Here is a 12,132-nt window from a genome sequence, read left to right on the forward strand (position 1 = left end):
CTCATGGCGATTAACTAGGTGGTGAAAGTCCACAGTGGGGGTTTGTAGTTACCAAGCGCTAGCTAAGACTTTGAACTCCTTTTTTTGAGCTATTTTCATAAAGGCATCCATTAACAATTTTCTTGTCCGTGGATCCACTCTTATCTCTTCCATATTTATCCTTATGAATAAACAACAATTTACTTTGGTTGTTGTTTAGGCGATAAAACACCAATACTGATGATTGAGAATAACTAAATTCTATTTTAGAATAATCGAGTATACAACATCCAATGTAAAAACAAAAGATGTTGGATTCTACATTTTTAATATTTGAAAACTGGATGAGTAGGTCAATCTCTTCAAAAATAAGTGAATCGTATATATTTTCTTATTGATGAAATGCTAATAAAGACTATCTTATCTAAAACAACTAAGAAGGAAGTGTTTGAATATGACACAAAGAGTGATAAATAGACAAGAAATTCTTGAAGCGTTTAATTTTAGACGCGCTATTAAAACCTTTGATCCAACAAAAAAAATCTCGGAGGAAGACTTTAATGTTATTTTAGAAGCAGCCCGACTTTCACCAAGCTCATGTGGCATTGAACCTTGGAAATTCCTCGTTGTTCAAAATCAGGAATTCAGAGAAAAGCTAAAAGAAATTTCTCCAGGCGCACAAGGTCATCTTCAAACTGCGAGCCATTTCGTTATCATTCTCACAAGAACAAGCAAAGATACAAGGTACGACTCAGAATATGTAAAAAATCAATGGCTTAATGTTTGGGGTGTTCCAGAAGAAATAACTGATCAAATTATAGAAGGTATAAGAAATTTCCAAGTAAACCAACAAAATCTGTTTGAAAGTGAGCAAAAAGCGTTGGATTGGGCTAAAAGACAAACCTTTCTTCCCTTTGCCAATATGATGACTGTTGGAGCGTTACTAGGAATTGACTCTTGTCCAATCGAAGGATTTTATATCGATAAGGTAGAAAACCTCCTTGCGGAAGAAAACTTACTAGAGGATGGTCACTTAGCTGTTTCGGCTATGGTCGCATTTGGATACCGAGCAAATGAGCCTGCTTTCCCTAGAGGAAGAAAAGACATGAAGGATATTGTGCATTGGATTAATTAATGATTTCAGACAGGTTGGTAAGAGAGTTTTTTAATAAAACAGATGCCCTTTGATTATTGTCTTTTTTGTATAAACTTTATTGTACTTGGACATTTATTGAGAACTGTAGAAAACCACTCTACAGTTCTTTTCGTTCTTTAAATAAATGGCACGGTTGTTGAATAAAATGACAAAACAGAGGGTACTAAACCGTTTAGTTTGATTCTCAAATCAAACTTCTCCCTTCATGAGAGTAAAGCGATATCTAAATCAAAAGAAGGAGCAAGCGAATGGTCGATCCTAGTAAACGAGCATCCAACATAATTTAATCTCATATATAGAAGGAGGAATTAAGTTGGCAAAATAGACCTTAATAGTACCGTAAGCGTCTCAAGCGCTCGACGTGCTTAAGTTTGAAGTTAAGAATTCAGCTTTCTCCAGATTGGGATAATGGGAACTTGACAACGTACCATGCTGGTAAGTTTGGTGGCTCCATTACGCGTCGCTTGGTTCAAAGCGCATAATTGAGCTTATGCTTCGGTGGATCTCAAAGCTGGTGGTAAATAGGTAAGAGAAAACAGGCGCTCATTACAGAGCGTTTTTTTTTAGGGTTCACAATTGATTATTTTATAACACTTGATCTATGAATTGCTTCTGCAGACAAAAAACAAGAGCATTGTGTGATCTGCTTTATTTGAGAAGACCATATTAATTTTTGTTGAAACATTTTTCCCTAGGAGGAGCATCCGTGATCGTCACTTTAATCTCACTTGTCTAATTGGGAGTATGGTATAACTTCTTCTGGGGTATTCATGTTAGTAAACATAAAAATACATAACTCCGGACTAAATTTTTTTCCAATTAGTGAACAAATAACCGAAGTTAAAGTCTCTCTAGACTTTCTCGACAGCCTTGAGAAAAAGTCGCCGCATCGGCTTGTTTTTTTATTTTGTAAAAGTGGAATAATTATTCTTGTTTATAAGGAACATAATGGAAGGATAACCCAATAACTTTCTGAAGGAGCGTTACTATAATTGAATTTAATCAGCAGTAAGTTCTGGTTTCGTTTGGCCATGCTTGTGGGTTTATCTCTGGAATTGACGACGTTCGGCGCGATGGCCCAGACGGTTAAAGCGAGTTCGTATGGAACCCCACATGAATCCGAAGCGGATTCAAAAGCCATTCGACCGTTTCAGGTGCATATTCCAGAGGAGGAGCTTACCGATTTGCGTAAACGTATACTTGCGACAAGATGGCCGGACAAAGAAACAGTGTCGGATCAAACCCAAGGCACGCAGCTTGCAACGATGAATAACCTAGCCCATTATTGGGCGAACGATTACGACTGGCGCAAATTTGAGGCCAAGTTGAACGCTCTGCCGATGTTCGTCACCAATATCGATGGGGAGGATATTCACTTCATTCACGTCCGATCGAAGCATGAAAACGCGATGCCAATTATCCTTATGCACGGATGGCCCGGCTCTATTGTCGAGAAGCTGAAGGTAATCGAACCACTGACCAATCCCACGGCCTATGGCGGGAAGGCATCGGACGCATTCGATGTCGTCATTCCGTCGATGCCTGGCTATGGGTTTTCGGGCAAACCGACCACGACCGGTTGGGGCCCTGACCGTATTGCTCGTGCTTATGGGGAACTTATGAATCGTCTTGGTTACAAGAAGTATGTGGCCCAAGGCGGCGACTGGGGCGCCATTATAGCAGATGTAATGGGTGTCCAACAGCCTAGTGGATTAATCGGCATTCACACTAACTTGCCCTTTGTAGTTCCGTCCGATCTTGAGATGGCAATTCAGGCCGGCAAGGGATGCCCGCCTGGTCTGACAGGCGAAGAAAAACGCGCATGCGCGCAGCTGGACTTCTTTTATAAGCATGCTGGATACGCCCTGTTGATGGGAACGCGCCCGCAGACGCTTACGGGACTCGCGGATTCGCCTGTAGGTTTGGCTGCCTTTATGTTGGACCATGACGCGAAGAGCCTTGCGCTAATTACTAAGGCTTTCAACGGACAACCAGGGGGCCTTTCACGAGACGATGTCCTCGACAACATCACGCTCTACTGGTTGACGAATACGCCGATATCTTCGGCTCGCCTCTACTGGGAGAATAAATATCCGTTCTTTGGCATCAAGGGTGTCAAACTTCCCGTTGCCGTAAGCGTGTTTCCCGACGAGGTCTATGAAGCGCCGAAGAGTTGGACACAAAAGGCGTATCCGAATCTCATCTATTTCAATAAGGTCGATAAGGGCGGACACTTCGCGACGTGGGAGCAGCCGAAGCTCTTTGTAGATGAATTGCGCAATGGACTCAGGTCGCTGCGCTAACTTAAATAGTGCCGCCTAGTATCGACAATAGGAGGGATGTTCCGCCTCATTTGTAAATGCATACCTCCCTTAGATTTTGCCATACAATTGTATGCAACTACTTGATCCGCGTTAATCGAGGCCTCTGAAAGAGTCATAAAAGGAGCAAGCTCTCAAATTTCTGAAATGAGGTGCACCCAATTGTTAGACACATCTATCAATTGGGTGCTTTTCTTTTGGCTGAATTAATAGCAATAGATAAAATAAAAGTGGTCAAACGATATTTAGAAGGACTTGCAAATAAGACCGGAACACAAATTGACGTACTTGATTTTCTTTTACAAAAAGTCAAGGTTATGATGAAATGACATGATAACAAAGAAGTACTAAACAATGTCACACATTATGTACTATTTCGTTATTCAACTTAAGTGCTCGATTGCTTAGTAGCCTTTAGTAAGATAAATCGATATGTGGGCAATAATCATCCTTTAAAATTATTTATTTCCGTCACTATAAAAGGTAAGGCATTTTTTATATATTGCTCTGCTGAAAGAGAACTATTATTTTCCCACTCCACAGATGCTCCGTAAATTCCCCAACTCAACACAGTAGTACCAATTTTTAAGGCTTCCAAATCCAAGTTAAGTTGTTGTTTTAAAAATAGGGAATAAAATAATTCTCCTAGTTCTTTCTTTATTTTTTGTTCAATTATTGAATAAAAGGATTCCATACTTCTTCTACATTGTGAGCTATATTCTGTACGTTTTTTTTGATGAAACTTAGTTAATGTAAAAAAGATACTTACAATAGTCTCTTCATTTAACCTGTCATAATGATTCAAGTGTTTCACAATGCTTTCTAATATGTCTTCTGTAATGGAGGCATCCATTAAGTCGTATTTATCTTGAAAATGAGAATAAAAAGTGGCACGGTTTACGGTTGCTTCCTCAGTAATGTCGTTTATTGTAATGTTTTTGAACTCCTTTTTTTGAGCTATTTTCATAAAGGCATCCATTAACAATTTTCTTGTCCGTATTGTACGTGGATCTACTTTTAACTCTTCCATATTTATCCTCTCTTTTCTATGAATAGACAACAATTTACTTTGGTTGTTGTTTAGGCGATAAAACACCACAACTGATGATTGAGAACAAATGAATTTTATTTTAGAATAATCGAGTACCAAGTATACAACATTCATTGTTTAAACAAAAGATGTTGGATTCTACATTTTTAATATTTGACAATTAGATGGGCAGGTCAATGGAAATATAATCCTAATATTTTTCTTATCGATGGAATGATGATAATTTAAAACAACTAAGAAGGAAGTGTTTGAATATGACAGAAAGAGTGATAAAAAGACAAGAAATTCTTGATGCGTTTAATTTTAGACGTGCTATAAAAAGCTTTGATCCAACAAAAAAAATCTCGGAGGAAGACTTTAATGTTATCTTAGAAGCTGCCCGACTTTCACCAAGCTCATGTGGCATTGAACCTTGGAAATTCCTCGTTGTGCAAAATCAGGAATTCAGAGAAAAGCTAATAGAGATTTCTCCAGGCGCACAAGGTCATCTACCAACTGCGAGCCATTTCGTTATCATTCTTTCAAGAACAAGCAAAGATACAAGGTACGACTCAGAATATGTGAAAAATCAATGGCTTAGTGTTTGGGGTGTTTCCAGATGAAATAACTAATCAAATAATAGAAGGTATAAGTAATTTCCAAGTAAACCAACAAAACCTGTTTGAAAGTGAACAAAAAGCGTTGGATTGGGCTAAAAGACAAACCTTTCTTCCCTTCGCCAATATGATGACTGTTGGAGCGTTACTAGGAATTGACTCTTGTCCAATCGAAGGATTTTATATCGATAAGATAGAAAAACTGCTTGCGGAAGAAAACTTACTAGAGGATGGTCACTTAGCTGTTTCGGCTATGGTCGCATTTGGATATCGAGCAAATGAGCCTACATTCCCTAGAGGAAGAAAAGACATGAAGGATATTGTGCACTGGATTAATTAATGATTTCAGGCAGGTTGGAAAGAGAGTTCTTTTTTAAAAAACAGATGCCCTTTGATTCTTTGCCAGTTAGACGCGCTTGCCATTCGCGGGTGACTTCAAGGTCTCATAATGCAGCAGGAGCTTATTCATTAGGGTTTTAGACATATTGTTTAATTTATTGTTTAATCCGTTTACCGTTTAAAGTCAGCTTGTTACATCAGATTCAGGCAAAAACATATCCAGATAATATTTATTCGTAAATTCCGTAAGCTCTTGGGGATAGGTCCCCCAAATACTAAAGGTACAAGGGAGAAACTTGGGAAACTTTTATTAAACCAATATTAATTAAGTATCTATATCTATAATAACTGCGAAAGAGGTTTTTTTTATGAAATTAAGCGTTTTGGATCAAACTCCAGTTTCAAATGGGCAGGCTCCTCATGAAACTATACAAAATACTATTGAATTAGCTCAATTAGTTGATGGTTTAGGATATCAAAGAATATGGTATTCCGAACATCATGGATCTCCAAACTTCGCTAGTGCTTCACCTGAAATATTGATTGCCCATATTGCATCAGTGACAAACCAAATTCGTGTTGGTTCTGGTGGAATCATGATGATGCATTACTCGCCATTAAAAATGGCAGAAATATTTAAAACATTAACGACATTATACCCTAATAGAATTGATTTCGGTGTAGGCCGTGCATCCGGTGGTGACCAATTTTCTACTCTTGCATTACATGAAGGAAAACAACCGAACGTGTTCAACCTGTACGATAAATTTGCAGAAACGATGATGTTTATGTCAGAAACGATGCCTGTTGACCATCTATATGATCGTACACTAGCAGTTCCATTGGGTGCTCCTTTACCTGAAGTCTGGCTATTAGGATCTAGTGGCAGCAGCGCTGTACAAGCAGGACGATTCGGTATTGGATATTCGTTTGCTCAATTCATTAGTGGACAATTATCTGCCGAAACGTTGGAGTCTTATCGTACAAATTTCATTCCTTCGGAGTTTATGCAAAAACCTCAAATTAATGTTGGTTATTTCGTGATGGTGGCAGAAACAGATGAAGAAGCTGAATATCATGCAGCTAGTTTAGATTTAAACTTATTATTTGTAGATAAAGGGATGCCTTTTCAAGTATTATCTCCTGAGGAAGCATTAAATTATTCTTATACCGAAATGGATAAGATGCATATACAGAATAACCGTAAACGATTTTTAGTAGGGAGTGCAAAAGATGTTGCAAATACATTACGTACTCATGATGAAAATTTTGGTATTAATGAAGCTTTGATTGGGACAATCAGTCATAGTCATGAAGCAAGACTAAAGTCTTATCGATTACTTGCACAAGAGCTTTTATAAAAAGAAAGGCGGAGAAAGAAATGATTGAAATTTTACATCGTATTAACAGATTAGCTAGAAAACAAAAAGAAGATGGTTTAACACAAACAGAATTAAAGGAGCGACAAGAATTACGTCAAGAATATCTTCAAATTATTCGTGGACAAGTAATCAGCACAGTTTCAGGGTTAACAATATTAGACCCTTTAGGTAATGATGTTACTCCTGAAAAATTAAGAAAAGAACAGCAAAAGCACAAAAACAATCATTAAAAAAGAAAGATGAAGCATGAGAAGCGCTACTTGCGCGTCCAACAGTTTGCCCGTCACCGCGTCCGGCCGTTCTGTCCCGATGAGTTGTGGGAAAGGTGACAACGTCTTGTCTTGGATCCAATCTTCCATATAAGAGCTTTCCAGAATGCTGTCAACTTGGATGGCCTGCAGCCGACGACGAATTCTTCTAAGACGCCAGTGGGGAGCTACGTCGGACAAATAGGTCAAATATACTTTGGTCTTCGTTATAGTTCCGATGGTCATCTGTTCAAAAACTAAATGTTCACCTTTGAGCCGTTTACGGATGCGAGCTACGTTCCGACCAATGTCTTCGACGAAACCTAACATTCGTTGGAATCAGCAGACAGTGGCCCTCCAGCAGAGGGAACGGAAAGTTTAGGCGCTGAACCCTCCATCATTAGTTATTGTGTGCAACCTTTAGAAAAATATACCACTGAAGCTATCTCAGATCGTATTCCATTTCCTCTTCTCGATTGGAACGGCAGTAAGCATGGGTTTGACGACGCGATCCAGATGTTAAAGAGGGGGAGTATTGATACTTTATATTTTGATATATTAGCTAATAATATCTTTGAAGCCCCGTATTCAAATCCATCCATACCTCTTCAGGAGCTAAGAAAGCATGAAATAGGGGAGTTCCTACCAATTTGCCTATTTGCTTATGCATATGTTTTTTGGAAACATACAATACTTCAAACAGCACATTTCCATAAAGTTATTAGAGGTGATGAAGCAAATACCAGAAAGTATTTAGGGTTAAAACTAGCAACTCAACTAATAGAAGAAATTATCATTAATTCTATAAACAAATTAATTGAATATTTGAATCACTTTGAAGTTAATAAAAAGAGAAATTGAAGTTTTACTTGATCATTAATAGAATTACATCTGATTTGTGTCTTAATTTTTTTCTATCAATGGCTTAATATTACAACAAAGGGAACAGAGCAAATACGAGTTCCTAATTGGAATCAAGTTAGGATAATGCTAGAAAAGAGTATATCAAAAATAACAAAAAAGTAATTGAAGTGATTTTGCTCAAAGAAGCAAAAAAGAAGATTGATATAACCGTCAGGATGAACTTCCCTGACGGTTTTTCTTATTTTTCAGCAAACTGATTCCCCATAGCAGAACCGGGAGTCCTAGCAAATGTATAGGTAGGATATAAGGAAGCACGATTTTTTTCGGGAAAAAGATGGAACTGTCAAAATAGCTTCTAGGTACCATCGCAATTAGAATAACAACAGGTATAACGAACCAAAGCATGCGCGGCCAGTTGGTTACTTTACATACTTGCGCAGTGCCATACGTACATATAAAAACGTATATAGATACTTTCACGAAAACACCAATGATCCAAATTGGAATCATGAAGGAGTCTAGATTTTGAAAAAAATCGTAAATCGAAATGTAGCGTACTAAATTGAAATAGGGGTAGGTCTGCCCAGTAGCCATTTGATCTCCGAAAAGTGTCATAATTACGAATGTTACTGCAGAGGTAAGTATTCCAGCAACGGCAACGGCAACGGCAACGGCAAATATCGCAGTGAGTAAAAGTGAGATAATTCCTTAAAACCGAGGGACGGGCAGAAGAGTCTAATACCGAAAGTAGGGAAAATTGCGGAATCTCTTCTTCAACAGCAAATCTAAAATTATATTTGCATCTAGATTGAACGTAGGATTTAGAATGAAATCTGTATGTCGTGAAAGAATTAGTGGAAAAATAACACTATCAAGTAGGTGCTCTGATCATGAAGTTTATAAATTCTGATACAAAATCAACGAATTGAACCTTTTACACATCTTATCTAATTGTAAGTATCGATATGACTAGGTCAGTTCGAGCAGCTGCAGCTCACGTCCCGGGGGTTTCCAGAAGAAGAGGGGTTTGCGATCGGCGTGCAAGCAAGGAGCACTACTACTCGGTTAAGCTGAAGCGAGGAGACCGACCGGGAGTTTTTGAATCAGGATCCTAGTATGTGATAGCACGACGAAAAACATGCCTTACTGACAAAACCTTCTCGATACGGTTTTTCTATTGCATGCGAGGAAAGCGCGGATCGGGAAAATAAGTGAAAGGAGGAAACAGCCTCCTTCATATATATACGCATTTGAAAGCATAATATCGGCAATAGATATTTCAATCGAGGAGGTAATCACGTTGGAAAAACTGCTGCTAAGGGCGCTGCTTCTGGCTTCCGTGGCCTCAATCCCGTTAGTCTTGAAACGAAAGAACCTGCTTATGCTCTTAACCGTTTTTTTTGCGAAAGGTGTGATTTGTACTGCAATGGACTCTTTTTTTATTAAAAGAAAGATGATTGCGTATCCAGTGCGGCCTTTTTCCAAGACGTTTGACTCGAACATTTTATTCGACTTAGTGTTTTACCCGTTGCTGAGTGTGGTATGGGTGAGAATGAGCTACAACAGCAAGCTTGCAGAACTGTTGATCCGAAGTTTATATTTTAGCGTGCCGATGACGGTTCTGCAGTGGGCGCTAGAAAAGAAAACGAAGTTGTTCAAGTGGAAGTCCTGGTCGATCCTGCATACTTTTGCGTGCATCAGTTTCACATTGCTTACAATTCGGGGGTTCGTGGGGCTGCTAAGAAGGCTTGTGCCAAGTGAAAAACTTGTAAACGCGGAATCAGTACAAGTCAGATCTAACAACAAGTATGAGCATAGCGACAAGAACTATGAAAGCGAAGAGCTAACTGCAAATGCGGTCATGTGACAAAAGGAATGCTCTTATCCGTCGACCAAAGGCGCGGTGGATAAGATGACGATGGCATTCGCGAAGGAGCTCGCTCCACGTAACATCCGCGTCAATACCAGTGCCCCGGGCACGGATACGAAGGCAACACTGGTTACGTCGCAAAGCTTTCATGGAAGAAAACCCAGCAGTTGCTAAGCGTATCCTGGAAGAAGGAATTCAAGCAGCAGATGTTCTCGACAACATCACGCTCTACTGGCTGACGAATACGCCAATTTCATCAACTCGTCTCTACTGGGAGAATAAATATCCGTTCTTTGGCATTAAGGGTGTCAAACTTCCCGTTGCCGTGAGCGTGTTTCCCGACGAGGTCTATGAAGCGCCGAAGATTTGGACACAAAAGGCGTATCCAAATCTTATCTATTTCAATAAGCTCGACAAAGGCGGACACTTCGCGGCGTGGGAACAGCCGATGCGCTTTGTGGATGAATTACGAAATGGATTCAGGGCGCTGCGCAAATTTAAATAATACCACCTATTGTCGACAATAGGTGGGATGTTCCGTTTCATTTCGAGAAGTGTCGGTTCTTAAGAGATTAGACCGATAAAAACATGGACATTAGCACTTTTTTATTTAAAGGGCACACATCTTGGATTCCCAATTTCAAGAATATGTACCCTTTTGTATTGATATGACAGTTACACGTCTAGAATGGCTTGATCTAATCACTCGTAATAGTGTTGTTGTGTATTGAAATCTTTGCTCTGAGTGGTGCATGGTGACTTGGAGATCCGTTCCAGTCGAAGAGGAAGAGGAAACGATCCGGGCTGGCTTTCAGTGGTATATTTTTCTAATGGTTGTACACAATAACTCAAGATGGGGGGTTCAACAGTGCATAAACTTTCCGTTACCGAGCCGATGCAGGAGCAAATCCGAAATCGTATGAAGGGGGCCATTGACTTGGTCATTCGACCGTTCCCTCTCCGTGGATCTTCGGCATTCACCTGCCTCTATCTATCCTCGATTGTGGAATCGGCTCTCGTAGATGAGTTTGTTGTCAAACCCATGCTTGCCGCTGTTCCAATCGAAGAGGAAGAGGAATACGATCTGGACGACCTGGACTGGTTTCATCGCCACATTCCCTTCGTCCAAAACAAGGAATGGACAAATGCCGATGAGGGTGTCCGCCTGCTGCTGGAGGGCAAGTGCCTGCTGATTCCAACGCACGTTAACCATTTCCTAAGCTTTGACGTCAAACGTAGTGACTATCGCAGTATAACCGAGCCTCAGTCGGAAGCCACAGTACGCGGACCACGGGAAGGTTTCGTCGAAGACATCGGTCGGAACGTGGCTCTCATCCGTAAACGGCTCAAAAGTGAACATTTAGTTTTTGAACAGATGACCATAGGAACTAAGACGCAGACCACAGTCTATTTGACCTATTTGCCCGACGTAGCCCCCACAGACGTCGTAGAAGAATTCCGTCGTCGACTGCAGGCCATCCAGGCTGACAGCATTCTGGAAAGCTCTTATCTGGAAGATTGGATACAAGACAAGACGTTTTCACCGTTCCCGCAACTCATCGGTACAGAACGGCCGGACGCGGTGACTGGCAAACTGTTGGACGGGCAAGTAGCGATTCTCACCGACAGCACTCCGATTGTATTGATCGGTCCAGTGACATTTTTTCAACTCTTCTCTTCACCAGAAGATTACTACCAGAGGCCGGATATCGCCACACTTTCGCGATGGTTGCGAATGTTCGCTTTCATGCTCTCGATCTTTATCCCTCCTTTATACATAGCGGTGGTCACATTTCATCAGGAGTTACTACCGACTTCGCTCTTGATCAACCTGGCTGCGCAGCGGGAAGCTGTGCCTTTCCCCGCGTTCCTGGAAGCAATGATTATGATGGTCACTTTCGAGATTTTACGTGAAGCCGGTTTGCGGATGCCTCGGATTGCTGGTCAATCGATCTCCATCGTCGGTGCGCTCGTACTCGGCATGACTACGGTCGAAGCAGGACTCGTCTCAGCGGCTATGGTTATCGTCGTTTCGATAACGGCAATCTCCAATTTCGTGTCGCCAATTTACGGCTTTGGCATTGCGCAGCGGGTCCTCCAGTTCGTGTTCATGTTCCTGGCCGGCTTTATGGGATTATACGGTATTCTGTGCGGAACACTGTTTGTTTTGATCCATCTAGTCTCATTGCGTTCCTTCGGTGTGAAGTACATGTCTCCCATAGCGCCTTTGATACTGTCAGACTTCAAAGACACTATCCTGCGTGTACCTCGGTTCTGGATGAATCGAAAACCTCAGATGTTCTCTAGGAAAAAATAGGGGGGCGAA

13 protein-coding genes and 2 pseudogenes are annotated in these 12,132 nt (G+C 40.6%); 12 read left to right on the top strand and 3 right to left on the bottom strand.

The genetic code is table 11. The features are described from left to right. Positions 1–433: 433 nt before the first annotated feature. From QFZ77_RS22690 to QFZ77_RS22705, 4 genes are all read left to right on the top strand, one after another. Positions 434–1,114, top strand: a complete 681-nt coding sequence (locus QFZ77_RS22690) for an NAD(P)H-dependent oxidoreductase (protein WP_307449755.1) — start codon at positions 434–436, stop codon at positions 1,112–1,114. Between the two features lie 437 nt (positions 1,115–1,551). Next, a complete protein-coding gene (locus tag QFZ77_RS22695; protein ID WP_307449758.1) occupies positions 1,552–1,617 on the top strand; it encodes a small, acid-soluble spore protein, alpha/beta type in 66 nt (21 codons plus the stop codon). A gap of 510 nt (positions 1,618–2,127) precedes the next feature. After that, positions 2,128–3,438 carry an epoxide hydrolase family protein gene (locus QFZ77_RS22700; protein WP_307442854.1) on the top strand — a complete coding sequence of 437 codons (1,311 nt, stop codon included), beginning with the start codon at positions 2,128–2,130 and terminating at the stop codon, positions 3,436–3,438. Positions 3,439–3,653: 215 nt separating this feature from the next. After that, complete coding sequence (locus tag QFZ77_RS22705; RefSeq protein WP_307442856.1) at positions 3,654–3,785, top strand: hypothetical protein; 132 nt, start codon at positions 3,654–3,656, stop codon at positions 3,783–3,785. Between the two features lie 116 nt (positions 3,786–3,901). Here QFZ77_RS22705 and QFZ77_RS22710 read toward each other — a convergent pair whose 3' ends face one another. Then, positions 3,902–4,486, bottom strand: a complete 585-nt coding sequence (locus QFZ77_RS22710) for a TetR/AcrR family transcriptional regulator (RefSeq protein ID WP_307442858.1) — start codon at positions 4,484–4,486, stop codon at positions 3,902–3,904. A 275-nt stretch (positions 4,487–4,761) separates the two neighbouring features. Between QFZ77_RS22710 and QFZ77_RS22715 the strand changes: the two are divergent. The 3 genes and pseudogenes from QFZ77_RS22715 (at position 4,762) to QFZ77_RS22725 (ending at position 7,054) form a co-directional block, all read left to right on the top strand. Continuing rightward, a pseudogene (locus QFZ77_RS22715) lies at positions 4,762–5,443 on the top strand (NAD(P)H-dependent oxidoreductase). 367 nt (positions 5,444–5,810) lie between these two features. After that, complete coding sequence (locus QFZ77_RS22720) at positions 5,811–6,803, top strand: LLM class flavin-dependent oxidoreductase (RefSeq protein WP_307442860.1); 993 nt, start codon at positions 5,811–5,813, stop codon at positions 6,801–6,803. A gap of 20 nt (positions 6,804–6,823) precedes the next feature. Next, positions 6,824–7,054 (top strand): DUF896 domain-containing protein, encoded by a 231-nt coding sequence (locus QFZ77_RS22725; RefSeq protein WP_307442861.1) that lies wholly within the window; start codon positions 6,824–6,826, stop codon positions 7,052–7,054. Here QFZ77_RS22725 and QFZ77_RS22730 read toward each other — a convergent pair. Beyond that, complete coding sequence (locus QFZ77_RS22730) at positions 7,016–7,402, bottom strand: spore germination protein (protein WP_307442863.1); 387 nt, start codon at positions 7,400–7,402, stop codon at positions 7,016–7,018. The two genes, QFZ77_RS22725 and QFZ77_RS22730, sit on opposite strands and share 39 nt — an antisense overlap. Positions 7,403–7,405: 3 nt before the next feature. Here QFZ77_RS22730 and QFZ77_RS22735 point away from each other — a divergent pair, with 3 nt between their 5' ends. Continuing rightward, positions 7,406–7,933, top strand: coding sequence for a hypothetical protein (locus QFZ77_RS22735; RefSeq protein WP_307442865.1), 528 nt, complete (start codon positions 7,406–7,408; stop codon positions 7,931–7,933). 213 nt (positions 7,934–8,146) lie between these two features. Here the strand turns inward: QFZ77_RS22735 and QFZ77_RS22740 are convergent, their stop codons facing one another. Next, positions 8,147–8,641, bottom strand: a complete 495-nt coding sequence (locus QFZ77_RS22740; RefSeq protein WP_307449761.1) for a GerAB/ArcD/ProY family transporter — start codon at positions 8,639–8,641, stop codon at positions 8,147–8,149. Positions 8,642–9,236: 595 nt separating this feature from the next. Here QFZ77_RS22740 and QFZ77_RS22745 point away from each other — a divergent pair. From QFZ77_RS22745 to QFZ77_RS22755, 4 genes and pseudogenes are all read left to right on the top strand, one after another. Beyond that, positions 9,237–9,803: a CBO0543 family protein gene (locus QFZ77_RS22745; protein ID WP_307442866.1), complete on the top strand. Its 567-nt coding sequence runs from the start codon at positions 9,237–9,239 to the stop codon at positions 9,801–9,803. A 21-nt stretch (positions 9,804–9,824) separates the two neighbouring features. Next, positions 9,825–9,980, top strand: a pseudogene (locus tag QFZ77_RS37940) (SDR family NAD(P)-dependent oxidoreductase); the annotation flags it as partial. Next, positions 9,955–10,311, top strand: a complete 357-nt coding sequence (locus QFZ77_RS22750) for a hypothetical protein (RefSeq protein ID WP_307442869.1) — start codon at positions 9,955–9,957, stop codon at positions 10,309–10,311. The pseudogene QFZ77_RS37940 and the gene QFZ77_RS22750, both read left to right, overlap by 26 nt. Positions 10,312–10,674: 363 nt before the next feature. Next, positions 10,675–12,123, top strand: a complete 1,449-nt coding sequence (locus QFZ77_RS22755) for a spore germination protein (protein ID WP_307442870.1) — start codon at positions 10,675–10,677, stop codon at positions 12,121–12,123. The last annotated feature ends 9 nt before the right edge of the window (positions 12,124–12,132 follow it).

It is taken from the genome of Paenibacillus sp. V4I3 (assembly GCF_030817215.1).
GTDB lineage: Bacteria > Bacillota > Bacilli > Paenibacillales > NBRC-103111 > Paenibacillus_E.